This window comes from Mycobacterium sp. UM_CSW (genome assembly GCF_000455205.1).
Taxonomy (GTDB): Bacteria; Actinomycetota; Actinomycetes; order Mycobacteriales; family Mycobacteriaceae; genus Mycobacterium.
Genome location: NZ_AUWQ01000029.1, coordinates 97,118 through 119,752, shown reverse-complemented (window position 1 = coordinate 119,752; position 22,635 = coordinate 97,118). Strand labels below are relative to the sequence as shown.

General features: G+C 70.5%; 23 protein-coding genes. 7 read left to right on the top strand and 16 right to left on the bottom strand.

The features are described 5' to 3' along the window. Positions 1 to 64 precede the first annotated feature (64 nt). The 5 genes from N415_RS12390 to N415_RS32235 all read right to left on the bottom strand — a co-directional run bounded on the left by N415_RS12390 (position 65) and on the right by N415_RS32235 (position 3,782). Positions 65 to 844, bottom strand: a complete 780-nt coding sequence (locus N415_RS12390) for a cytochrome c biogenesis CcdA family protein (RefSeq protein ID WP_068181642.1) — start codon at positions 842 to 844, stop codon at positions 65 to 67. After that, complete coding sequence (locus N415_RS12385) at positions 841 to 1,431, bottom strand: TlpA disulfide reductase family protein (protein WP_068181641.1); 591 nt, start codon at positions 1,429 to 1,431, stop codon at positions 841 to 843. The genes N415_RS12390 and N415_RS12385 overlap by 4 nt, the downstream gene beginning before the upstream one ends. Further along, the gene (locus N415_RS12380) at positions 1,428 to 2,036 is read right to left on the bottom strand and encodes a histidine phosphatase family protein (protein ID WP_068181640.1); all 609 of its coding nucleotides are present in this window, start codon (positions 2,034 to 2,036) and stop codon (positions 1,428 to 1,430) included. Before N415_RS12380 ends, N415_RS12385 begins: the two co-directional genes overlap by 4 nt. Next, complete coding sequence (hemL, locus tag N415_RS12375) at positions 2,036 to 3,379, bottom strand: glutamate-1-semialdehyde 2,1-aminomutase (RefSeq protein WP_068181638.1); 1,344 nt, start codon at positions 3,377 to 3,379, stop codon at positions 2,036 to 2,038. Before hemL ends, N415_RS12380 begins: the two co-directional genes overlap by 1 nt. Positions 3,380 to 3,440: 61 nt before the next feature. Next, positions 3,441 to 3,782 (bottom strand): hypothetical protein, encoded by a 342-nt coding sequence (locus tag N415_RS32235; RefSeq protein ID WP_068181635.1) that lies wholly within the window; start codon positions 3,780 to 3,782, stop codon positions 3,441 to 3,443. A 23-nt stretch (positions 3,783 to 3,805) separates the two neighbouring features. Between N415_RS32235 and N415_RS12365 the strand changes: the two genes are divergently transcribed. Together N415_RS12365 and N415_RS12360 are read left to right on the top strand one after the other, a co-directional pair. Further along, positions 3,806 to 4,681, top strand: a complete 876-nt coding sequence (locus N415_RS12365; protein ID WP_239645516.1) for a hypothetical protein — start codon at positions 3,806 to 3,808, stop codon at positions 4,679 to 4,681. Between the two features lie 33 nt (positions 4,682 to 4,714). Continuing rightward, the gene (locus tag N415_RS12360; protein WP_068181704.1) at positions 4,715 to 5,110 is read left to right on the top strand and encodes a nitroreductase family deazaflavin-dependent oxidoreductase; all 396 of its coding nucleotides are present in this window, start codon (positions 4,715 to 4,717) and stop codon (positions 5,108 to 5,110) included. Here N415_RS12360 and N415_RS12355 read toward each other — a convergent pair. The 4 genes from N415_RS12355 to N415_RS12340 all read right to left on the bottom strand — a co-directional run bounded on the left by N415_RS12355 (position 5,094) and on the right by N415_RS12340 (position 10,841). Next, entirely contained in the window at positions 5,094 to 6,449 is a 1,356-nt protein-coding gene (locus N415_RS12355; RefSeq protein ID WP_068181706.1) for an amino acid permease, read from the bottom strand. The two genes, N415_RS12360 and N415_RS12355, sit on opposite strands and share 17 nt — an antisense overlap. 137 nt (positions 6,450 to 6,586) lie before the next feature. Next, positions 6,587 to 7,927 (bottom strand): MFS transporter, encoded by a 1,341-nt coding sequence (locus N415_RS12350; protein ID WP_068181630.1) that lies wholly within the window; start codon positions 7,925 to 7,927, stop codon positions 6,587 to 6,589. 3 nt (positions 7,928 to 7,930) lie between these two features. Continuing rightward, positions 7,931 to 9,076, bottom strand: a complete 1,146-nt coding sequence (locus tag N415_RS12345) for an LLM class flavin-dependent oxidoreductase (RefSeq protein WP_068181626.1) — start codon at positions 9,074 to 9,076, stop codon at positions 7,931 to 7,933. Positions 9,077 to 9,167: 91 nt separating this feature from the next. After that, positions 9,168 to 10,841 carry an alkaline phosphatase family protein gene (locus tag N415_RS12340; protein ID WP_239645514.1) on the bottom strand — a complete coding sequence of 558 codons (1,674 nt, stop codon included), beginning with the start codon at positions 10,839 to 10,841 and terminating at the stop codon, positions 9,168 to 9,170. Between the two features lie 97 nt (positions 10,842 to 10,938). On the opposite strand from N415_RS12340, the gene N415_RS31435 reads away from it, so the two are divergent. Both N415_RS31435 and N415_RS12330 read left to right on the top strand, forming a co-directional pair. Beyond that, on the top strand, positions 10,939 to 11,808 hold the full coding sequence (locus tag N415_RS31435; protein WP_193376443.1) for an alpha/beta hydrolase-fold protein: 870 nt from the start codon (positions 10,939 to 10,941) through the stop codon (positions 11,806 to 11,808). Positions 11,809 to 11,859: 51 nt separating this feature from the next. Then, entirely contained in the window at positions 11,860 to 13,977 is a 2,118-nt protein-coding gene (locus tag N415_RS12330) for an acyltransferase family protein (protein WP_239645522.1), read from the top strand. Between the two features lie 226 nt (positions 13,978 to 14,203). Here the strand turns inward: N415_RS12330 and N415_RS12325 are convergent, their stop codons facing one another. Then, positions 14,204 to 14,899: a GDSL lipase gene (locus N415_RS12325; protein ID WP_068181612.1), complete on the bottom strand. Its 696-nt coding sequence runs from the start codon at positions 14,897 to 14,899 to the stop codon at positions 14,204 to 14,206. Between the two features lie 169 nt (positions 14,900 to 15,068). Beyond that, the gene (locus N415_RS12320; protein ID WP_068181700.1) at positions 15,069 to 16,319 is read right to left on the bottom strand and encodes an acyltransferase; all 1,251 of its coding nucleotides are present in this window, start codon (positions 16,317 to 16,319) and stop codon (positions 15,069 to 15,071) included. Between the two features lie 316 nt (positions 16,320 to 16,635). Here N415_RS12320 and N415_RS12315 point away from each other — a divergent pair, with 316 nt between their 5' ends. Further along, entirely contained in the window at positions 16,636 to 17,067 is a 432-nt protein-coding gene (locus tag N415_RS12315; RefSeq protein WP_068181609.1) for an STAS domain-containing protein, read from the top strand. Here N415_RS12315 and N415_RS12310 read toward each other — a convergent pair. Then, complete coding sequence (locus tag N415_RS12310) at positions 17,064 to 18,017, bottom strand: helix-turn-helix domain-containing protein (protein WP_068181608.1); 954 nt, start codon at positions 18,015 to 18,017, stop codon at positions 17,064 to 17,066. The two genes, N415_RS12315 and N415_RS12310, sit on opposite strands and share 4 nt — an antisense overlap. Positions 18,018 to 18,091: 74 nt before the next feature. Here N415_RS12310 and N415_RS12305 point away from each other — a divergent pair, with 74 nt between their 5' ends. Both N415_RS12305 and N415_RS12300 read left to right on the top strand, forming a co-directional pair. Continuing rightward, positions 18,092 to 18,748, top strand: a complete 657-nt coding sequence (locus N415_RS12305; RefSeq protein ID WP_068181606.1) for a DJ-1/PfpI family protein — start codon at positions 18,092 to 18,094, stop codon at positions 18,746 to 18,748. Continuing rightward, positions 18,749 to 19,057, top strand: coding sequence for a hypothetical protein (locus N415_RS12300; protein ID WP_068181602.1), 309 nt, complete (start codon positions 18,749 to 18,751; stop codon positions 19,055 to 19,057). A 3-nt stretch (positions 19,058 to 19,060) separates the two neighbouring features. On the opposite strand, the gene N415_RS12295 is transcribed toward N415_RS12300, so the two are convergent. The 4 genes from N415_RS12295 to N415_RS12280 form a co-directional block, all read right to left on the bottom strand. Further along, entirely contained in the window at positions 19,061 to 19,306 is a 246-nt protein-coding gene (locus tag N415_RS12295; RefSeq protein WP_068181600.1) for a hypothetical protein, read from the bottom strand. Next, positions 19,303 to 19,815, bottom strand: coding sequence for a DUF3093 family protein (locus tag N415_RS12290; protein ID WP_068114179.1), 513 nt, complete (start codon positions 19,813 to 19,815; stop codon positions 19,303 to 19,305). The genes N415_RS12295 and N415_RS12290 overlap by 4 nt, the downstream gene beginning before the upstream one ends. A gap of 55 nt (positions 19,816 to 19,870) precedes the next feature. After that, positions 19,871 to 20,854, bottom strand: coding sequence for a porphobilinogen synthase (hemB, locus tag N415_RS12285; RefSeq protein ID WP_068181597.1), 984 nt, complete (start codon positions 20,852 to 20,854; stop codon positions 19,871 to 19,873). A gap of 103 nt (positions 20,855 to 20,957) precedes the next feature. Next, positions 20,958 to 22,625: a uroporphyrinogen-III synthase gene (locus tag N415_RS12280; RefSeq protein WP_068181592.1), complete on the bottom strand. Its 1,668-nt coding sequence runs from the start codon at positions 22,623 to 22,625 to the stop codon at positions 20,958 to 20,960. Positions 22,626 to 22,635 lie beyond the last annotated feature (10 nt).

Genomic DNA, 22,635 nt, shown 5'->3' with positions numbered 1-22,635 from the left:
AGAATCGCACTGGCGCGTGTCTTTTCATGCGATTCTGCGTCTGCTCGCGCATCCAAGGGCGCCATCAAATCGGCAGCCTCACGTCGGAGACGAACGCGTCGCGCAGCCAGGAGACGAAGTCATTCCATACGCCGGTCACCAGCAGGGCGCCGACGGCGATCAGCAGCGCGCCGCCGAAGATCTGGATGGCCCGGGTGTGCCGTCGCAGCCAGCCCAGCGCCCCGACTGCCCCCGCCGAGCCGAACGCCAGCAGCACGAACGGGATGCCCAGCCCCAGGCAGTAGGCGATCACCAGCGCGACCCCGCGCGCGACGTTCGCGCCGTCGGTAGCCGACGCGACGGTGATCACCCCAGTCAACGTGGGCCCCAGGCACGGCGTCCAGCCGAGCGCGAACACCGCGCCGAGCACCGGCGCCCCCGCGACCGTGGTCAGCTGCCGCGGGCTGAACCGGGCCTGGCGCTGCAGCGCAGGGATGAGGCCCACGAACACCAGGCCCATCACGATGGTCAGCACGCCGCCGACGCGCTGCAGCAGCAACTGGTTGGTGATCAGCGCGGTGGTCATGCCGAGGACGGCGACGGTCCCGAGGACAAACACCGTGGTGAACCCGGCGACGAACAACGCGGCGGAGCCCGCGACCCGCCACCGGGCGGCGGGCGGTGCCTTGATGGCGCCGGGCGGCGGCTGCTCGTCGACCCCGACGACCGCGGCCAGGTAGGACAGGTAGCCGGGGACCAGCGGGACCACGCACGGCGAGGCGAATGACACCAGCCCCGCGAGCAGGCACACGCCCAGCGCCAGCAGCAGCGGCCCGGCGGCGGCGATCTGGGCGAAGCCGGTCACTGCCCGGCCACCCGCTGCACCACTGGCTGCAGATCCTGGGCCAGCAGCTCCCGCAGGAAGACGGCGGCGACCCGGTGCTCGCGGTCCAGCACCAGCGTGGACGGGATCACGGTGGTCGGGTACCGGCCGCCGAACGCGATCAGGGTGCGCATCGCCGGATCGTAGATGGAGGCGTAGCTGACGTGGTGATCGTCGACGAAGTCCAGGGCCGCCTGCCGGTTGTTGTCCCGGACGTCGATGCCCAGGAAGGAGACCCCGGCGCCGCGGGTGGCGTCATATACCTGCTGCAGCTGAGCGACCTCGGCGCGGCACGGACCGCACCACTGCCCCCAGATGTTGGCGACGACGACGCGGCCGGCGAACGTCGGGTCGTCCAGCGACAGGGTGTGCGCCGGGTCGGCCAGGTCCGGCCCGGACAGCGGCCCGGGCCGGCCGCGGCTGGACGGCGGGTCGTAGTAGATGTCGGTCTTCCCGCCGGGCGAGACGAATTCGAAGGTGCCGCCCTGCGCCACGGCGTCGCGACCGGTGCAGCCGGCCAGCAAAATGGCCACCGCCGCCCCGGCCATCGCCAGCCGCCGCACACTCATGGCGCCGCGGGCTGGAAGTACTCGATGTCGACCAGGCGATCGCCGTCGTAGACCAGGGTCGTCACCGAGGCGAGCCCGCATTCGCGTCGTCGCGGGTCATGCCAGAGCCGCCTGCCGCTCAGGTGCAGCCGCAGCGTCCACACCGGCAGCTGGTGGCTGACGCACACCACCTCCTGCCCGGTGGCGCGGGCGCGCGCCTTGTCCACCGCGGTCGTCATCCGGGCCGCGATCTCGGTGTAGGGCTCGCCCCAGGACGGGGTGAACGGGTTACGCAGCCGCCACCAGAACCGCGGGTCGCGCCAGGCGCCGTCGCCCGGGCCGACGCGGCGGCCCTCGAAGAAGTTGAGCGATTCGATCAGGTCGGGGTCGGTGTCCACGGCCAGGCCGTGCTTGGCGGCGATGGGCGCGGCGGTCTCCTGCGCCCGCTGCAGCGGGGAGGCGATGACGGCGGCGACGTCGCGGTCGGCCAGCGCCTCGGCGACCGCGTCGGCCTGCGCCCGTCCCCTCTCGGACAGGTGGAATCCGGGCAGCCGGCCGTAGAGGACGCCGGTGGGGTTGTGCACCTCGCCGTGGCGCACCACGTGAACTTTCGTCTGTTCGGCCATCAGGGCCTGTCCTCCTGTGCGGCCGCGCGGGCCGCGAGGGCCAGCCCGGCCGAGATCCGGTCGAATGCGTCGTCGTCCAGGGCCGTCGAGACGAACCAGGCCTCGAAGGCGCTGCACGGCGGGTAGACGCCCGCGTCCAGCAGGGCGTGGAAGAACGGCGGGTAACGCCAGGTCTCGCTGGCCCGCGCGGCGGCGAAGTCGGTCACCGGCGTTTCGGAGAAGAACACGCTGAGCATGTTGCCGGCCCGCGGAACCTGGTGCGGCACACCGGCGTTCGTCAGCGCCTCGGACAGCAGCCCCGCCAGCCGGTCGGCGTTGGCGTCCAGTGCGGCGTAGGCCGCGTCGTCGGCGGCGCGCAGCGTGGCCAGCCCGGCGGCCACCGCCACCGGATTTCCCGACAGGGTGCCGGCCTGATACACCGGCCCCAGCGGCGCCAGCCGCTCCATCACCTCGGCCCGTCCGCCGAACGCTGCGGCCGGCAGCCCGCCGCTCATCACCTTGCCGAAGGTGAACAGGTCGGCGGCGACGGGATCGATTCCGTACCAACCGCTTCGGCTGACCCGGAACCCCGTCATTACCTCGTCGACGATCAGCAGCGCCCCGTGCTCGGCGGTGATCGCGCGCAGCGCCGCGTTGTAGCCCGGCCCCGGCGGGACGACGCCCATGTTGCCGGGGCTGGCCTCGGTGATCACGGCGGCGATCTGGTCGCCGAACCGGGCGAACGTCTCCGTGACGGCGTCGATGTCGTTGTAGGGCAACACGATTGTGTCGGCCGCGGCCGCGCCGGTCACCCCGGGCGAGGACGGCAAACCTAGCGTCGCGACGCCGGAGCCCGCGTCTGCGAGCAACGCGTCGACATGGCCGTGGTAGCAGCCGGAGAACTTGACGATCTTGGCCCTGCCGGTGAACCCTCGGGCCAGCCGGACGGCGCTCATCGTGGCCTCGGTGCCGGAGTTCACCAGCCGGATCCGCTCGACCGGCGCCACCCGCCCGATGATCTCGGCGGCCAGCTGGCTCTCGGCCGGCGTCGGCGCCCCGAACGACAGGCCCGAGGCGGCGGCCGTGGCGACGGCGTCGACGACGGCGGGGTGGGCGTGGCCGAGGATCATCGGGCCCCAGGAACACACCAGGTCGACGTAGCGGTTGCCGTCGGCGTCGGTGAGCCAGTAGCCCTTCGCCTCGGTGATGAAGCGCGGCGTGCCGCCCACCGCGGTGAACGCGCGCACCGGGGAGTTCACCCCGCCGGGGATGACGGCGCAGGCGTCCTCGAACAGCCGCGCCGACGCCGCCACGCCGCTTCCCGAGGTCGCGGCATGGGCGGTCGCCTGGTCACTGGTAGCCATGCCGACCAGTGTCCCAGCCTCGGCCGATCGTTCAACTACAGGGTGTAGCAGAGCGCCGATATCAGGCGTCCTGCTGGTCGGCCTGCTGCGCTGCCCGCAGCTCGCGGCGGGCGGCCTCGCGTTCCTTCTCCGCCGCGCGCCGGTGGGCGGCCACGTCGCCGAGGCCCTCCTCGACCGCGAGTTCCTCGACCGCGGCGGCGCGTTCGTGGGCGGCGCCGGCCTCGTAGTGGCGCGACACCGCGCGTTCACGGGCCGCCTGGTCCCGCTCGTGGGCGCGGTCGGCGCGCTCGGCGGCGCGCTTCACGTCGTCCTCGGTGACGGCTTTGCGGGCGGCGAGTTCGGCCTCCCTGCGCAGCAGCTCCTGGGCGCGCTCGGCGGCCTCGTCACCCGGGGAGTCAGCCATGACGCGACACTACGCTTGCGCTGGTGACACGGCACACGGCCGTCGAGGTCGCCCGGGCCCGGGTGGAAGGCGTCCGCGACGATCCGCACGCCCGCCTCGCGCTGATGCGGGAGCTCTACGAAGTCCCGGCGCGCGTGGACCGCGGACACCTACCGTATCGGCAGGCGGCGTCGGCCTTCATGGGTTGGCAGCTGCGGCGCGGACTGCTCAACCCGGCCGACGGGCCGTCCCCGGGGAGCCCCTGGTGGCGCGCGATGAACGAGCGCCTACTGCACGACGGATGGGAGGCGCGCGCCCTGGCCTTCGGCCATCCCGGCGCGCCGAGCTCTCCGGCCGTCGCCGCGACGCTCGAGTTCATCCGGCGGCCCTCCGCCCAACGCTGGTACCGGGCGCACAACGTCAGCGTCGTGAGCGCGTACCTGGAGAACCTGCACCTCGCCGCGCGCGAGTCCCGCGTCGAGCGTTTCTTCATCAACCTCGTGCTGATGCGGGTCCTCTACGCCCACGCCCTGGTCGCCTCCCCGCGCCTCGCGCTCGGCTGGCTGGCCGTCGCCGGCCGGCCGCTCGGTGACCCGCGCCTGGGCATGACCGGGATATTCCTGTCGCTTTCCCGGGTGCTGCCGGATCGCTACCCGCTCGGCGAGGACCTCGCGCCCTACCTGCGGGCCGAGCACGGAGTAGGGCACCTGCTCGATGTCGGGGTCATCCAACCGCGACTCGAACTGCTCTACGACTGGTCCGCCCGCGAGCTGGCCATCCCCGGCCTGCGACGGCTGCTGGACGGCCAAACCCCTTGTTACGCATGGCCGGCACACGATCAGCAGCCCTGGCGGCCGCCCCCGTCCCGCCCGGCCCGGCTGGCGCGCGCGCTGCTGCCCGCGACACGCCGCATGCCTTGATGCCGGGCGGGGTGGGCGAGTTGGATGGACGGCATGCAACTTCCACAGGGGCTCGCGCGCTTCAATCGGCACGTCACCAACCCAATTCAGCGGATGTGGGCGGGCTGGGCGCCTTCCTTCGCCATCATCGAGCACGTCGGCCGCCGCTCCGGAAAGCCTTATCGCACACCGGTGAACGCGTTCACCGCCACCGTCGACGGCAAACCCGGCGTGGCGGTCCTGCTTAGCTACGGCCCCGACCGCGACTGGTTGAAGAACCTCAAAGCCGCGGGGGGTGGGCGGATGCGCCGCCACGGCAAAACCTTCGGTATCGCCGACCCGCAGGTGGTGACCAAGGCCGAGGCGGCCACGCACGTAACGAGCAGGGCGCGGCCGATCTTCTCCCGTATACCGTTCGAGCAAGCGGTGTTGTTCACGAAGACCGACTGACCCGGCCGCGCGCCCGGGCCGCGAAATACAGCGCGATCACCACCGCCCACGACAGCAGGCTGAGCCAGAGCTGGCTGCGCGCCGAGCGGTCGAACGCCATTTGCACCAGCACGGCAGTGATCCCGGCGAGGGTGAGGATCGACAGCACCGGGAAGAGCCACATCTTGATGCGCAGCTTTTCTTCGGGCGTCCGGCGCCGCAGGACGATCTGCGACAGCGCGATCAACCAGTAGACGAAGAGGATGACGGCGCCCGACGAGTTGAGCAGGAACAGGAACACCGTGCCGGGCGCGATCCAGGCCATGAGGACGCAGCCGAAGCCGATCGCCGACGAGCAGAGGATCGCGATGTGGGGGACGCCGCGCCCGCTGAGCCTGACCAGCCGGGCGGGGGCCTCGCGCCGGTCGGCGAGCACGAACAGCATCCGTGACGCCGTGTACAGGCCCGAGTTCAGGCAGGACAGCACCGCGGTGAGCACGACGGCGTTCATCACCTGATCTGCGCCGCGCAGGCCCATGTGTTTGAGCGCCGCGACGTACGGGGAGGCGCCCAGCTCCACCGAATTCCACGGCAGGATCACCACGAGCAGGAAGACCGAGCCGACGAAGAAGATCCCGATGCGCGCCACCACCGACCTCGTCGCCCGCTGCACCGCCAGCTCGGGGTCGCGGCTCTCGGCGGCGGCGACGGTGACGATCTCGGCGCCGACCATGGAGAAAATCACCACCACGATGGCCGCGAAGACCGCCGCGACGCCCTTCGGGAAGAACCCGCCGTGCGCCGTGAGGTTGGAGAAATCGGCGTGGTGATGGCCGGGCAGCAGGCCCAGTACGAACACCGCGCCGACGGCGAGAAAGATCGCGATCGTGGCGACTTTGATTCCGGCGAACCAGAATTCGAATTCACCGAACGACGACACCGAGAACAGGTTCGTCGCGGTCATCAGCACCATTAGGCACAGCGAGAGCAGCCACAGCGGCGCGTGGAACCAATAGCCCAGGACCTTGCCGCCGGCGACCGCCTCGAACCCGACCACGATCACCCAGAAGTACCAGTACAGCCAGGCCACCGAGAACCCCGCCCAGCCGCCCAGGGCCTGCGCCGCGTAGTCGGCGAACGACCCCGTCGACGGGTTGGCGGCGGCCATCTCGCCCAGCATGCGCATCACCAGCACGATCAGCAGGCCGCACAGCGCGTACGTCAGGAACGCGGCGGGCCCGGTGTCCTTGATCACCACGCCCGACCCGACGAACAACCCGGCGCCGATCACGCCGCCCAGGGCGATCATGCTGAGCTGCCGCTGCGATAGCCCTTGGCGCAGTTGGGTGGTGCCGGCCACGGTTAACCACATCACATCGGCGGACGGGCCGCGACCGGTTGCGGCGCCGAGACTGCGCACAGATCGCGGATTTTGCGAAAATCACGCGCTCATCGCAGTCTCGGTGGCGGGGTAGGCGCGGCGTGCGCCCGGTCAGCTCAGAGGTACAAATCCCGCTCGCGGATCCTGGCCGTCGCGATCACGCTGATGACGGCCGTGGCCACCAAATACCCGCACGCCAGCCAGGGCGCCTTCCTGTCGGCGGCGATCAGCGCGGTCAGGATCATCGGGGTGACGCCGGAGGCGTACACGCCGGAGAACTGGTAGACGAACGACAGCCCGGTGTAGCGGGTGGCGGTGGGAAACAGCGCCGAATACAGCGTGCCCTGCGCGCCGTAGAACAGCGCGTGCACGACACCGAACACGACGACCATCGCCAGCCCGAACAGCAGCAGGTTCCTGGTGCCGAACAGCGCGAACGCGGGGAACGCCAACAGGCCGTAGCACACCACGCCAACCAGATACACCCGCCGCGGCCCGAACCGGTCGGTCAGGATTCCCGACACCGGCAGCAGCACCGCCATCAGCAGGGCGGCGACGGTCACGACGACCAGGACCGACACCTTGTTGAACCCCAACGCGCCGGTGGCGTAGCTGATCGCGAAGACACCCCACGTGTTGAACGCCGAGCCCTCGGCCCACCGCGACAGCAGCCCAAGCACGGTGTTGCGCCGGGATCGGGGTTCGCGGACGATCTCACGGATCGGCACGGTGGACGTGGCCTCGAGGTCGGCCAGCTCGCGAAACGCCGGCGTCTCCTCCACCCGCAACCGGACCACGATGCCGATCGCCACCAGCACCAGGCTCAGCAGGAACCCGATCCGCCAGCCGTAGGCCAGGAAGCGGCTGGGGCCCAACGCGATCTGCAGAAACGCGAAAATGCCGGTCCCCAAGGCCAATCCGAGCGCCAGGCCGACCTGCGGAATGGCGCCGAAGCGGCCGCGGCGGTCCGCGGGGCTGTGCTCGACGGCGAGCAGCACCGCGCCGGCCCACTCGCCGCCGAGCGCGAACCCCTGCAGGATGCGCAATGTCAGCAGCAGCAGCGGCGCCCAGGCCCCGATCTGGGCGGCGGTCGGCAGGACGCCGATCAGCGCCGTGGCGACGCCCATGATCAGCATCGTCAGCGCCAGGCTGCGCTTGCGACCGATCCGGTCCCCGATGTGCCCGAACACCAGGCCACCGATGGGCCGCATGACGAACCCGACCGCGAACGTCGCGAACGCCAGAAGCGTTCCCACCAACGAGGTTTCGTTGGGGAAGAACACCTTGCTGAACACCAGGCCCGCGGCGGTGGCGTACAGGAAGAAGTCGTACCACTCCACGGTGGTGCCCAGCAGGCTGGCGGCGACCACGATGCGCAGCCGGCGGCGGCGTTCGACGTCGGATTCCTGGTGACCTTGCGGCGCGGCGACGCCCGCGTCGGGCAGCGTGGTTGCCATGGCCTACTGCGCGGACGCGATCGCGAACGGCGTCGACGGCGCCGGGTGTGATTGGCGGTTGGGGTGCTGCCACAAGCCCTTTCGTTCGAGCAGCGGCAGGACACCCTCACCGAACCAGTACGCCTCCTCCAGGTGGGGATAGCCCGACAGGATGAAGTGGCTGATGCCCAGCCGCGAGTATTCGGCCAGCCGTTCGGCCACCTCGGCGTGCGACCCGACCAGCGCGGTGCCCGCGCCGCCGCGCACCAGGCCCACCCCGGCCCACAGGTTGGGGCCGACCACGAGGCGGCCGCTGTCGCCGCCGTGCAGGTCCAGCATGCGGCGCTGGCCCTCCGACTCGCTGCGCGCCAGGCTGGCCTGCACCCGCTCGACGTCGGCGGGGTCAACCGCGGCGAGCAGCCGGTCCGCCTCGGCCCACGCCTGCTCGGAGGTGTCGCGGCTGATCACGTGGATCCGCAAGCCGTATTGCAGAATTCGCCCCGCATCGGCCGCCCGCCCCCTGATCCAATCGAGCTTCTTGGCGACGGCCGCCCGCGGCTCGCCCCAGGTGAGGTAGACGTCGGAGTACTTGGCCGCGACCGGCCCTGCGGCGGCCGACGATCCGCCGAAGAACACCGCGGGGATCGGGTCGGGCGGGTTGTTCAGCTGCGCGCCGTCGATGCGGATGTGGTCCCCGGCGAAGGTGACCGGCTCCCGCGAGGTCCACAGTTGCCGCACCACGTGCAGGAACTCGGCGGTGCGGGCGTAGCGCGATTCCTTGTCCAGGAAATCCCCGTAGGCGCGCTGTTCGTGCGGTTCGCCGCCGGTGACGACGTTGAGCAGCAGCCGGCCGCCCGAGTGCCGCTGGAACGTCCCGGCCATCTGCGCCGCCAGGGTGGGGCTGAGCAGCCCCGGCCGGAACGCGACTAGGAACTTCAGCGTCTCGGTGCCCTCGATCAGCATCGCCGTCGTCAACCACGCGTCCTCGCACCACAATCCGGTCGGCGTGAGCACGGCCTCGAAGCCGTTGTCCTCGGCCGCCGCGCAGATCTGGTGCAGATACCGCAACGTCGCGGGCCGGTCACCGTGCATCGCGGTGCCGTGCCCGCCCGCGACCAAGTTTCGCGAATCCCCGTACGTCGGCAGGAACCAGTGAAACGCCAGGCTCATTCACCCTCCCTCGTGTCCAACCCCCGATGGTGCGGGACATCGGCGGGACGCGCGAGGGTTGAAAACTGCGAGATTGGATCCCGGGTCGACGCTATTGCGGGTTGCCGGTACGGGGGTCGAGGGCCAGCGCCGGTTGGGTGGGACCGGTGAAATCCAGCATCCCGGTGAGCGCGCCCGCGCGCTCGTCGAACGAGTGGTCGCCGATGCGCCCGGTGCTCCAGTTGTCCTCGATGAACTGCAGGATCGACGTCTGGTCGGTCAACGTGTGGTCCACGAAATTCGTTCTGGCGTAAGGAGATATCACCAGCAGCGGCAGCCGCGGGCCGTACCCGCAGCGGCCCTGATACACGGCGGGCGCGGCGGCGGGATCACCGCATCGGCCCGGACCGTTCAGCGCGTCCTCGGGCGTGGCCGAGGAGGTCACGATCGGCGAGGGTTTGTGATCGTACCAGCCGTCGGAGTCGTCATAGGCGACGACGATCGCCGTATCGCGCCATTGCGGGAGCCGCTGCAGGTGGTTGATCGTCTCGACGAGGAACCGCTGCTCGTCGAGCGGATCCGAGTAGCCGGCGTGCCCGTTTTGGTAGGCGGGCGGTTTGAGGAAGCTCACCGCCGGCAGGTGACCGCCGTCCGCGGCGGCCCAGAAATCGGACAGGTCGTATTGATGGTTGGCCTGGTCGCCGCGCCCGATCTGGTCGGTCGCGCTCGGCGGCAGGTGGTGCGGGTTGGCGGTGGACGGGTAGTACTGGAACGGCTCGTGGTGCGGGACGTAGTCGGGCTTGGTGCCGAACGGCAGCGCCCCGGTTTTGCCGGTCCCGCCGAGGGTTTCGCCGATGTTGTGGGTGGCGCCGCACTCGGCGGTGCCGTCGGGCCTGCGGTTGGTGGGCCGGAAGCCGCCCTGGAACCAGCCCCAGGTGACGCCCTTCGCGGTCAGCAGGTCGCCGATGTTCTTGTTGTCGGCGCTGAACTGCACCTGGTCGCGTGACGAGCAGTCGTCGCCGAAGGGTTGCGAGTCGTTGATCAGGGTGCCTTGGCCGTTGCCGGTGTCGTCGATGACCATGTGCGGCGGGAACGGCTGGCCACCCGGCATGAATTTCTTTGTCACACCGTGCGTTTGGCCCGAGACCAGGTTGATGTGGCCGGGCGACGACGGGCCGAAAGTGGTGTTGTAGAAGTTGTCGCTCATCGAGTAGTGCTGCGCGTAGTTCCACAGCGCGGTTACCGTGTTGCCGTCGTAGTAGCCCATCACCAGGCCGGGTGTGCTGAAGGACGGCGCCGGGCACGGGTCGCCCTCGGTGTGCTCGACGAACCGATCCATCGCGCCGCCGTTGAAGGCCAGTTGTTCGGCCTGGTATTCGTGGTCCTGATCGCAGGTCACGATCTGACCGGGCCCGCCCAACCGCATCGGCTGCACCGAATTGGGATTGTGCGTCAACAACTCTGGGGTCAGGCCGTCCACCGCGGGGGTGGCGGGTTTGGCGGTGAATGGTTGGCCGTCGACGCCCGCCGCGTGGGGATACGTGCCGAAGTAGTGGTCGAACGAGACGTTCTCTTCGAAGATCACCACCAGGTGGTGGATCGGCGTGGCGGTCGCCGGCTCCGCGCTCGGGCTCGTGGGTCGATGCCCGCACGCGGCGACCAGGACGAGTGCCGCCAGCACCGCGGCGAAACGCTGCAATCCCATGCCGCCGAGGCGTACCGGGTCCAGGTCTTCAGCCGGGGCCCATCCGGTGAACGGCGCCTCAACACCAGGCGTACGGACCATCAAAGATCTCCTCTTCGTGACCAACAGATCACGCCAGATCACGCAATGCTTCCAATACGGCGTGGCTCGGCCGGGAATGTCGGCTCGGCGCGGCATCATTGCGATCATGCCTGACCTGACACGCCGGGCGGTGCTCCGGATGGGTGCCGGCGCAAGCCTCGGGGCCGCCGGCGTGTTCGCCTTGAGCGCCCTGCTGGATCCGATCAAGCCGCAAGCGGCGCCCGCGCCGTACGAGCCGTCGGCCGCCAGCAGTAACCTGCCGAACAGACTGACCGGTTCCTTCGTCTCGGCGGCCCGCGGCGGCGTAAAGACCAACTGGGTGATCGCCCTGCCTCCCGGGCAAAAGGCCGAAGCCGGCGCCCTGCGTCCGGTCATCGCGCTGCACGGCAAGGACGGCGACGCCAACATGATGCTCGACTGCGGTGTCGAGAAAGCGCTGGCGCAGTTGGTCAAGGAAGGCAAGCCGGCGTTCGCGGTGGTGGGTGTCGACGGCGGCGCCAACAGTTACTGGCACCGCAGGGCCTCGGGCGAGGATCCCGGCGCGATGGTGCTCGAGGAACTGCTGCCCATGCTGTCGTCGATGGGTTTCGACACCTCCCGGGTGGCCTTCATGGGGTGGTCGATGGGCGGCTACGGGGCGCTGCACCTGGGCGCCAAGCTGGGGCCGGCGCGCACGGCCGGGATCTGCGCGGTCAGCCCGGCGCTGTACACCTCCTTCACCGGCAGCGAGGAGGGAGCCTTCGACAGCTACGACGACTGGGTGCAGAACAGCGTCCTGGGTGTGCCGGCGCTGAACTCCATTCCGCTGCGCGTGGACTGCGGCACCTTCGACCGCTTCTATTTCGCCACAAGACAATTCGTCGCCCAGCTGAAGACCAAGCCGGCGGGCAGCTTCTCGCTGGGCGGACACGACATCGGTTACTGGCGCACGCAGTTGCCCGGTGAACTGACCTGGATGGCGACCTAGCCCACGCACATGACAGTCCGGCAGGAAGTACTCGCCAGCGGCCCACGTCGAGTGGAGCGGCGGACTTCACGGAAGGGATTCCGGCCCGACATCGAGGGATTGCGCGCGGTCGCGGTCATCGCCGTCGTGCTCTACCACGCGGGCATCCCGGGCGTCACCGGCGGCTACATCGGTGTCGACGTCTTCTTCGTCATCTCCGGCTTCCTCATCACCGGCCTGCTGTGGCGCGAGGTCACCAGCACTGACACCATCCGGCTGGGAAGCTTCTACGGCGCGCGCGCCCGGCGCCTGCTGCCCGCCGCCGCCACCGTCGGCGTCGTCACCGCTGCGGCGGCGGCCGCGGTGCTCCCACCCCTGCAGGCGCGCAGCGTCTTGCTCGACGGCATTGCCAGCGCCCTGTACGTCGGCAACTACCGGTTCGCCCGCCAGGGCACCGACTACCTGTCCTCCGACGCCCCCTCGCCGTTCCAGCACTACTGGTCGCTGGGCGTCGAGGAGCAGTTCTATCTGGTGTGGCCGGTGCTCATCATTGGCACCGCGTGGCTGGTCCGCCGCGTGAAAGGCGGTGCCGGCAAGGGGGCGACGCCCTATGCGGTGGTGCTCGCGGTGGTCGGGGCCGCGTCGCTCGCGGCGGGCGTGGTGTGGACCCGCATGTCGCCCGCCTTCGCGTTCTTCTCGTTGCCGACCCGCGCCTGGGAACTGGCGGCGGGCGGCCTGGTCGCCCTGTCGATCCCGGTGTGGCGCAGGCTGCCACTGCTGCCCGCGTCCATCGCGGGGTGGGGCGGCCTGGGGCTGATCGCGCTCACCTGCACCCAGCTGGGTCCGGGCACCCCCTACCCCGGCACCGCCGCGCTGCTGCCCGTGCTGGGCACCGCACTGGTGATCGGCGCCGGTTGTGTGACGGGCGGGCTGGGCGCCGGGCGGCTGCTGTGCAAGCCGGCGATGCGGGCGATCGGCCGGGTCTCCTACTCCTGGTACCTGTGGCACTGGCCGGTGCTGTTGCTCATGCCTCCGCTGCTGGGCGAGCCCGCCGGGCTGCCGGCCCGGCTGACCGCGACCGCCGTGTCGGCGGGCCTGGCCGTAATCACGCTGCATCTGGTCGAGGACCCCGGCCGGTTCGCCGCCGCCCTGCGCCAATCGGCGAAGGCCAGCCTCGCGGTGGCGGGCGCCGCCAGCGCGGCGGCGGCCTGCGCGTGCGTGCTGTTGCTGACGTTGACGCCGGTGCCGGCGGGTCACGGGGTGGCGGCGCCGAAGGCCAACATCGTCGCGGTGCCCCAACCCGGCGCCGCCGCCGTCAGCGCGACCGAAGCGGCGCTGCGCCAGGCCTTCGCGCAGGTTCGCGATGCCGTCGCGGCGTCCGCGGCGCTGCGCGCCGTCCCGTCCAACCTCGACCCGCCGCTCGCCAAGGCGCCCGCCGACAAGGCCGCCGTCTTCGTGAACGGGTGCGTGCGGTCGTGGCGCGACGTGGGCCAAAGCGACTGCGCGACGGGCGATTTGGCGTCGCCGACGAGGGTGGCCCTGGTCGGCGACTCGCACGCCGCGATGTGGGAGCCGGCCTTCCAGCGGGTGGCCGAGCAGCGGCACTGGCGGCTGGAGGCGCTGGCCAAGGTGACGTGCCCGCTGCAGGAACTTCGCATCACCAGCCCGTACCTGGGCCGCGAGTACACCGAATGCGTCCAGTGGCGCGGCCAGATCATGGACCGGCTGAAGGCCGAGCGCCCGCGGCTGATCGTGCTGGACATGAGCCGGCGCTACGGGGCGGATTTCGGTTTCACCTCATACGACCCCGCCTGGATCGACACCCTGGGGCGCACGGTCGAACAGTTGCGGAGCACGGGCGCGGCCGTCCTGGTTCTTGGGCCCGCCCCGGATCCGCACGGGCAGGTGCCGGCCTGCCTGTCGGGTCACCTCGACAACGCCGCCGCGTGCGCGCCGGCCCGATCGGACGCGCTCGACGAGGACGGCATGGGCGCCGAGCGGGCGGCGACCACGGTGGCCGGCGGGCAGTACGCCGACCTGACCGACCTGTTCTGCACCGTCGACCGCTGCCCCGCGATCGTCGGCAACACCCTGGTTTTCCGGGACGACAACCACATCACGACCGAATACGCGCAACTGCTGACACCGGTGATCGGTGCGCTCGCGGACCGCGCCCTGGCGGACGGCTGACGCGTAATGAACTTCTCGCCATGCACGAACGTCATATCAGTGAAAGGTGTTTGGAGGTTTTCAAGATGACTCCGCTGCTGCTGATCTGCATTGCGGCCATCGCGCCCGTCGCGGGCGTCGGGCTGATGCAGTTGCAAACGCGTCTGGAGCAATGGGACTACGAGCGCCACGCGGAAGATTAGCCTAAAGCCTTGCGCGCCTAAGGCTTTGGCTGCTCACCGCGACGTCATCGAGACAGCTGCATGCCGATCAGCGGCGCGATCTTGTCCGCCAGATACTGATGCCCCGCGTCGTTGGGGTGCACCCCGTCCGGGCCGATCAGGTCGGGCCTGTCGACGAACCAGCGATCACCGATCGGATCGACGAACGTCGCGCCGGCGGCCCGCGCCGCGCCGTTGAGCACGTCGCGAATCTCGAGGACGGAATCGGGCACGTCGGCGGTCGGCCACGGCGGCCCGATCACCAGCAGCCTGGCGGACGGCGACAGGCGCCGCGCGAGAGCGAAGGTGTCGCGCACCTTTCCGGCCAGCAGCTCGGGGTCCTCGGGATGGAAGCCCTGGTCGTTGCGGGAGCCGAAGAACACCACGAGGGCATCCTCGGGCTTGACCGCCCTCCCGGTCAGGTCCTCGAAGATGCTGCCGTGGTCACCGGGCACGCCGTAGCCGGCCCTGCCCTCGGCCGACACGTCGGGCACGATCCGCACGCCGCGCTGGGCCAACGTGTGCCAGGCCAGCGCGGTCCACGAATTCGGCCCGAGGCCGCCCTCGTCGGTTCCGGTGGTGTAGGAGTCGCCGACGACGGCCACGTGGTTCAGCCGGGAATCCAGGGTCAGAGTTCGGTAGGCCCGAACCGGTGCCGGGCCCGCCAGGACGATGCCCGCCACCAGGGCGAGGCCGAGCATGAGCGTGGCCAGGCGACTCATGGCTACCTCCCCCCGAAAGCTGTATCGTCGTGCGCCGCATCCGAATCAACGGAATCGTACGAGGAATCGGCGCGTACCGGGCGTCAATCCGCGCAAATGGCGGCTGGGCGCTGTTGCCATGGTATCGACGGGTTCCGGGCGAGACCGGATCCGCGCGCCGAGGTAAATCTCACACCGCGCGCGCCGAAATCGCTTCCCGCGCATCCTCGATCGGACGAACCTTGGCACTGACCGGCGCGGTGTCCGGTTCGCTAGGCTCGGTCTTCGCGGTCGCGGGCCGGACGTCGACCATCCTGCGCATCCAGCGGCGCGCGGGCTCTTCGACGAAGTGATACAGCAGGATTGACATGCCCACGGCGATCGCGAGCAGGCCGACGACGTTCCATTTCCACGGGTTGTCCTGCGGCGTGAGCTCGAACTCCTCGACCGCCCATCCCCAGGCGGTGTGCACCAGCTCGTGGACCATGTACAGGCAGAACGAGATCTGTCCGCCGTACACCATGACCCGGGTGGACAGGATCCTCGACAGGCCCCCCACGCCGATCGCCAGCGCGATCACCAGCGGAACGAACAGCATGTCGACCACCCCGCCGCTGTCGTTCTCCACCACGCCGGGGATCGGGTGCGCGCTGAACCAGTACAGGACGCCCACCATGGCCGCCAGCAGAAGCAGGGACACGTACCCGGCGACGCGGCGGCCGCGACTGGTCAACCGCAACCTGCGCACGGCGGCACAGGCCAGGGCGCCCGCGACGAACTGGGTCACGATTCGAGGCAGCCAGCTCCACGGCGTGTAGAAGTGGCCACTGGCCAGCAGCATCACCACCGGTGGCAACGACGCCGCGAACGCCAGCACCATCAGGCTGCGCGCCCTGGTCGCCTGCTTCATCCGCAGGATCACCAGCACCAGCACGCCGAAGAGCAAGTAGGCCAGCCACTCCGCGCTGATCGACCAGGCCGGACCGTCCCAGCTGGAGTCGTCGAAGAACGGCTGGAACCACAGCTGCACGAGCAGGATCTGGCGCACGTAGCTGATCGCGGTGAGCTGGGCGGCGTCGGGCGACGGCACGTGCCCGACGTGCAGGGTGAAAATCACCCACAGCGCGGCCAGGTGCATGGTGACCAGGTACACCGGCCACACCCGGGCCAGCCGCAGCCACAGGAAGTGCAGGGTGGCCCGCGTCGACCACGAGCGGCCCATGCGGTCGAGGTAGTTCCAGGTCAGCACGAAGCCGCTGAGGATGAAGAAGAGGTCGACGCCCTGGGCCCCGCAGTTGAGCACGGGCGCGAGGGCGTCGCGCAGGTCGGGCGACGCATCGCCCAGCATCGGGCGGAAGTGAAACAGCACCACCCACACCGCGGCGACGATGCGGAGTCCCGTCAGGGCCTTGATCTCTCCCCGGATCTCTGCGCCGCGCACGTTGTTCTTTCCGCCTGGACTCTCGCTGTTTCGTATCAGTTGGGTGCCGGCTGACCGGGCGATGTCAAGCCCCCCGACCGGCAACCGGCAGCCCTCGAAGCGTAACAGCGCGAGCGCGCCGATCGCGTGATGGGCCGTGGCGTGGCACGGGTTTCGGCGGGCGGCCGACGCCGGCCCGCGCAAGCCGTCGGTGTTGCTTCGGCCCAGGCCAGGACCCCCGAAAGTGGCTTCTTAGCAAAGAGTTAGGACCGGCTTTCGGTCTCCTTAGATTTAGCGGGCACCGTTAGGAGGACAGGTTCGAAGGAATGGGGCGCTCATGACGATCACCGATGTCGCGACTCGGCATGGTTACGGCACGTTCGATTGCGGCGCCGCCCAGATCCGCGCCCACTGCCGTCACCTGGCGACTGTGGTGACCGTCCGCGGCGGCATCGACCCCGCCAACGTCGACCGGGTCAGCGAATACCTTTGGCGATTCACGCTCGGGAGCAACCCCGTGGTGCTCGACCTGAGCGACGTGAGCCATTTTGCCGCGGCCGGCGTCGCCTTGGTGCACCGGTTCGACGAGGACTGCCGCGCCGCCGGCGTCGAGTGGACCTTGGTCGCGAGCCCCGCGATCACCGGACTGCTGGGCGACCGGGGCGACTTTCTGATCGCGCGGTCGGTGCACGAGGCGCTGCGCAGCCTCGCCGAGGCCATCGTCAGCCGCCGTCAGCTCGTGCTGCCGCTCATCAAGAAGACGGCCTAGTTCTTCTCGAGGGCCCGCTCCCGGAACGTGTTCCGGTAACCCTGTGGCGACACCCCGGCGACCCGCCTGAATTGTTCGCGAAAGCTGGACGCTGACCGAAAGCCGACCTGGCGGGCGATGAGTTCGATGCTGTCGGGCGTTCGCTCCAACAGTTCCTGCGCGTGGCGGATCCGCACGCCGGTGACCCACTGCATGGGAGTCTGACCCGTCTCGGCCTGGAATCGACGGTTGAGGGTGCGGACGCTGCTGGACGCTTGGGCCGCGACGTCGACGAGAGTGAGCTCCTCGCGAGCGTGTTCCTCGATCCATGCCAGCAGCGGGCCGAGTTCGGTATTGCCAGGGCGGCGATTGCGGACGATGAACTGCGCTTGCCCGCCGCTGCGATGCAGCGGCGCAACCGCCAGCCTCGCCGCCTCGGCGGCAACCGCGGACCCGTAGTCGCGGGCGACCATGTGCAGGCAGAGGTCCAGGCCCGCCGACGCGCCGGCGGACGTCAGCACCCGCCCCTCGTCGACGTAGAGCACGTCGGCATCGAGGGTGACGGCGGGAAAGGCGGCCCGAAACTGCTCCGCGGCCACCCAATGCGTGGTCGCCCGCTTGCCGTCGAGCAGCCCCGCCGCCGCGAGCGTGAAGGCCCCGCTGCAGATAGAGGCGATCCGAATCCCCTTGGCGTACGCGGCTTTCAGCGCGGCCGTGACGTCGTCCGGGAGCGGCGTCGTGACGTCGTTGCGGCCGGGCACGACGACGGTATCCGCCTCGGCGATCGCGTCGATGCCCAGCTCGGTCGCGATACGCATCGGGCCCGCAGTCACCACGGGCTCGGCGCCGCACACGCGGACGTCGTATCCGGGCGAGCCGTCGGATAGGCGAATCCGGCCGAAGACCTCGACGGGGGTCGCCAGGTCGAAGGCCACGGTGTCCGGTAGCGCCACAACCACAACGCGGTGCATGTTGGCAATATAACGGCGGAATATGGCTGTTTGGCCACTGGTCGGCGAGGCCCGCGTCGGCAAACCTCGTACGGGTGTATGCGCAGATCGTGTTGTTCGACGGGTTCGACCCGCTCGACGTCATCGCCCCGTTCGAGGTGCTTGCCGCCGGCGGCGACGCGGTTGGCGGGGACCTCGTCGTGGAGCTCGTTTCGGCCGAGGGCGCGCGGCAGGTCGTCAGCGGCACCCGACGCCTGGCGCTGACGGCGGGCGGGCCGCTGGATCCGGGCAAGCCGGGATACGTCGTGGTTCCGGGCGCGAACGGGCCGATAGCCGGCGACCCGGACGACGGGGTCGCGACGATCCCGGTGCTGCTGGCCCGGGCGACCGAGACCGCACTGACACCCCTGATGCGCGAGGCGTTCGACAATCCCGCGGTCACCGTGGCGACCGTCTGCGGCGGGTCGATCGTGTTGGCGATGAGCGGGCTGATCGAGGGCCGCCGCGCGGTCACCCATCACCTTGGCATGGACCTTCTCGAAGCGGCGGGGGTGCATCCGGTGCGGGCGCGGGTCGTCGATGACGGCGACCTGATCAGCGCCGGGGGAGTCACCTCCGGCTTGGATCTGGCGCTGTATCTCCTGGAGCGCTCCTACGGTCCGCGCATCGCGCGGGTGGTCGAGGAGATGTTCGAGTACGAGCGCCGCGGCACGGTGTGGACGCCGGCCGGGCGCGAGCCGGTGGAGGTGTGAATGAGCGTGTTCGGTGATTGGGACGTCACGATCAAGACGCCGATCGGCTCTCTGGCGGTGTCCTACACCTTCGGGCAGGCCGTCGATGGTCCCGTCGGTACGGCGACCTACAAGGGCGATATCGTTGCGCTGCAGGACATTTCGATCGACGGGGACCGAGTGACCTGGCGGCAGTCGGTGACCAAGCCGATGCGGCTGAATCTGACTTTCGACGTCGTCGTCGACGGCGACTCGCTCGCCGGCCATTCGCGGGCCGGTCGGCTGCCGCGGTCGGCCGTGACGGGCACGCGCAGCAGACGCTCCCCTTGACCGTTAGCGCCGTCGCAGCCGCGCGATGCCCAGCACCGCCAGCACACCCGCGGTCGTCACCAGCACCAGGGCCAGCAACAGCAGCTGGGGGTTGTACACCAGCGACGTGGTGAACGGCTGGCCGTCCGCGATGGGCGCGACGCGGACCGTATGGCGCGCGTGCACCCAGGTCACCCCCGCGCCCGCCAGCGCCGCGCAGGCCAGGGTCAGCAAGAGCAGCGCCCGGAAGCTGCCGAAGCGGGCGGTCACGACGTCGGCCCGCCCTCGAAATCGTCGTCGGCGACATCGGATCCGGCGGGCTCCACCCGCTCCTGGACCAGCGGGGTCAGCGCCGCCCGGAGGTGGCGATGGCGGCGCGCCCACGCCTGGGCGGTGCGATCGTTGGTGAGCTTGAGACCGATCCCGATCCGGCCGCGCGGCACCCCCACCAATTCGCCGAGCGCCCGCGCGGACTGCCACCTCGCCAGCTCCTTGCCGGAGGCCTGGTGATGCTCGGGCGCCGGGTAAACCTTGAGGATCTCCCGCACCAGGATGGTCTCGGTGCCCTGGCGCAGTGCGTCCTCGGTGAGCTCGACGGAGACGTGGATGCGCGCCGCTTTCACCTGCAGCCCCACGAACGCCGACACCAGCACCAAAAAGATCGCCGGGACGACCAGCGACACTTTCGCGCCGCTCCAGATTTCGATCAGGACCATCGCGCCGGCCGACGCCGGGCCCAGCGCCACCCACCACCAGCTGGCGCCGGGCTCGTAGAACAGCGGTTGTGGCTCGCCGCCGCCCGCCCTGGTCTCCGATGTCAAAGCGCGCCCCGTCTCACGAAAGCCACCCCGCCGCGTCCGCGGCCCAGTAGGTGAGCACGATATCGGCACCGGCGCGCCGGATGCTCGTCAGCGACTCCAGCGCGGCGGCGCGTTCGTCGATCCAGCCGTTGGCGGCCGCCGCGCAGATCATCGCGTATTCCCCCGACACCTGGTAGGCGGCCACCGGTACCGGTGAGATCGAGGCCGCCGCGGACACCACATCCAGGTAGCCCATCGCGGGCTTGACCATCAGGATGTCGGCGCCCTCGTCGAGGTCCAGCCGGATCTCGCGCAGCGCCTCGCGGAAGTTGCCCGACTCCTGCTGGTAGGTGCGCCGGTCCCCGGACAGGCTGGAGCTCACCGCCTCGCGGAAGGGGCCGTAGAACGCCGAGGCGAACTTTGCCGCGTAGGCCAGGATCACCACGTCGGCGTAGCCCGCGGCGTCCAGGCCGTCGCGGATCGCGGCCACCTGGCCGTCCATCATCCCGCTCGGCCCGACCACGTGGGCGCCCGATTCCGCTTGTGCCACAGCCAGTTTGACGTAGCGGGCCAGGGTGGCGTCGTTGTCCACCCGGCCCCTGGCGTCCAGCACCCCGCAGTGCCCGTGATCGGTGAACTCGTCCAGGCAGGTGTCGGCCATCAGCACGGTGGCGTCGCCGAGGTCCTTGGCCAGGTCGCGCAGCGCGACGTTGAGGATGCCGTCGGGGTCGGTGCCGGCCGAGCCGGTCGGGTCCTTGTCCTGCTCGCGGGGCACGCCGAACAGCATCAGCCCGCCCACCCCCGCGGCGACGGCGGCTTCCGCGGCGGCGCGCAGCGAATCCCGGTCGTGCTGAACCACGTTCGGCATCGAGGCGATGGGCCGCGGTTCGTCGATCCCGTCGGCGACGAACATCGGCAGCACCAAATGCCTTGGCTCCAGGGACGTTTGCGCCACCAGGCGACGCAACGCGGGGGTCGAGCGGAGCCGGCGCGGACGCTGCCGCGGGTAGGCGCTCATCCTCGCGGTGCGGTTAGGCAGCCGCGAGCGTCCGCAAAATGCCGGCCCCGACGGCGTGTCGGCGTACAAACACGGACTCTCGCGCGTCCGGCGGCGATCGCCACTACCGCCTGCGGCTCTTCTTGCGCGGCGGTGGCAGCGCGCCCTCGGCGCGCAACCGCGCGGCGTGTTCGGCCAGGGCGTCGACCAGGGGGCCGACGGCGGCGGTGTCGGGCTGGACGTCGACCCGCAGGCCGAACTCGGCCGCGGTCTCGGCCGTCTTGGGCCCGATGCAGGCGATGATCGTCCGGGCGTGCGGCTTGCCGGCGATGCCGACCAGGTTGCGCACCGTCGAGCTGGACGTGAAGCACACCGCGTCGAACCCGCCCGTCTTGATCATCTCGCGGGTGGCCGCCGGCGGGGGCGCGGCGCGCACCGTCCGGTACGCCGTCACGTCCTCGATCTCCCAGCCGCGCTCGCGCAGGCCCTCGGCCAGCGTCTCGGTGGCGATGTCGGCCCGCGGCAGCAGGACACGGTTCACCGGGTCGAAAATGCTGTCGTAGGGCGGGAAGTCGTCGAGCAAACCGAGCGAGGACTGCTCGCCGGCCGGCACCAACTCGGGGCTGATCCCGAAGGCGCGCACCCGGTCGGCCGTCGACTCGCCGACGCAGGCGATCTTCACGCCGGAGAACGCGCGGGCGTCCAGGCCGAACTCACCGAACTTCTCCCACACCGCGCGCACCGCGTTGGTGGAGGTGAACACCACCCACTGGAAGCGCCCGTCGACCAGGCCCTTGACGGCCCGCTCCATCTGGGCGGGGCTGCGCGGCGGCTCGACGGCGATGGTCGGCACCTCGACCGGCAGCGCGCCGTAGGAGGTCAGCCGCTCGCTCATCTCGCCGGCCTGGTCCTTGGTGCGGGGCACCAGCACGGTCCAGCCGTACAGCGCGCGGCTTTCCCACCAGTTCAGCTTCGCCCGGCTGGCCACGGTCTTGCCGATGGTCACCACGAGCGGCCCGGTCAGCGGGCCGGCCGGGTCGCTGCCGCCCAGGACGGCCGGATCGGTCAGACCGCTCAGCGTGGTCTCGACCGAACGCTGCTGGCAGGTGGTGCCCTGCGCGGTCACCACGCAGGGGGTGGCCTCGGCCAGCTCGTGCTCGATCAGGGCGCGGGCCGCGTCGGCCAGGTGCGACGCGGTGGCCTGCAGGATCAGCGGGCCGGGAGCCGCGGCCAGCGCATCCCAGTCCACGTCACCGCGCACGTCGGCGACGGTGTGCGACGAACCCAGCGGCAGGCCGGCGTAGGTCGGGACGGCGCTGGTGGCGGCCAGGCCGGGCACGATCTCGATGTGCAGGTGGCTGCGCGCGACGGCGTTCACCTCGGTGATGACGGCGTCGAGCGTCAGCGGGTCGCCGGCCACCAGCCGCACCACGTCGACGCCGGCACGAGCCTCGGCGACCAGCGTCTTGGCCACCTCCGCCGGTTCGCCCAGTGCCGGTCGCACATCGGGTCCGGCGGAAATCACCGCGGGCGCCGCCGCCTGGGCCTGATCATCCGCGGCCCCTTGGCTGTCGCCTTCGGCGGCCGGGCTCGCCGGCGCCGGCCCGGAGACCGGCGGCAGGTCCTTGCCGATCAGGGCGAGCACGGGTTCGGGCACGTCGGGGTCGGTGAAGACCAGGGCGGCGTTCGCCAGCACCGCGGCGGCCCGCGTCGTCAACAGTCCGGGGTCGCCGGGGCCGGAGCCCACGAACGTGATGTGGCCCGGTCTCGGCTTACGCCCTCGCGTCGTCATTGTCGCTCCC

Excerpts from the sequence above, each read along its gene's own strand:
- N415_RS12345 (WP_068181626.1), bottom strand. The coding sequence starts at position 9,076 with ATGAGCCTGGCGTTTCACTGGTTCCTGCCGACGTACGGGGATTCGCGA.
- N415_RS12380 (WP_068181640.1), bottom strand. The coding sequence starts at position 2,036 with ATGGCCGAACAGACGAAAGTTCACGTGGTGCGCCACGGCGAGGTGCAC.
- hemL (WP_068181638.1), bottom strand. The coding sequence starts at position 3,379 with ATGGCTACCAGTGACCAGGCGACCGCCCATGCCGCGACCTCGGGAAGC.
- N415_RS12340 (WP_239645514.1), bottom strand. The coding sequence starts at position 10,841 with ATGGTCCGTACGCCTGGTGTTGAGGCGCCGTTCACCGGATGGGCCCCG.
- N415_RS12280 (WP_068181592.1), bottom strand. The coding sequence starts at position 22,625 with ATGACGACGCGAGGGCGTAAGCCGAGACCGGGCCACATCACGTTCGTG.
- N415_RS32235 (WP_068181635.1), bottom strand. The coding sequence starts at position 3,782 with ATGGCTGACTCCCCGGGTGACGAGGCCGCCGAGCGCGCCCAGGAGCTG.
- hemB (WP_068181597.1), bottom strand. The coding sequence starts at position 20,854 with ATGAGCGCCTACCCGCGGCAGCGTCCGCGCCGGCTCCGCTCGACCCCC.
- N415_RS12385 (WP_068181641.1), bottom strand. The coding sequence starts at position 1,431 with ATGAGTGTGCGGCGGCTGGCGATGGCCGGGGCGGCGGTGGCCATTTTG.
- N415_RS12360 (WP_068181704.1), top strand. The coding sequence starts at position 4,715 with ATGCAACTTCCACAGGGGCTCGCGCGCTTCAATCGGCACGTCACCAAC.
- N415_RS12315 (WP_068181609.1), top strand. The coding sequence starts at position 16,636 with ATGACGATCACCGATGTCGCGACTCGGCATGGTTACGGCACGTTCGAT.
- N415_RS12325 (WP_068181612.1), bottom strand. The coding sequence starts at position 14,899 with ATGAGTCGCCTGGCCACGCTCATGCTCGGCCTCGCCCTGGTGGCGGGC.
- N415_RS12350 (WP_068181630.1), bottom strand. The coding sequence starts at position 7,927 with ATGGCAACCACGCTGCCCGACGCGGGCGTCGCCGCGCCGCAAGGTCAC.
- N415_RS12300 (WP_068181602.1), top strand. The coding sequence starts at position 18,749 with ATGAGCGTGTTCGGTGATTGGGACGTCACGATCAAGACGCCGATCGGC.
- N415_RS12310 (WP_068181608.1), bottom strand. The coding sequence starts at position 18,017 with ATGCACCGCGTTGTGGTTGTGGCGCTACCGGACACCGTGGCCTTCGAC.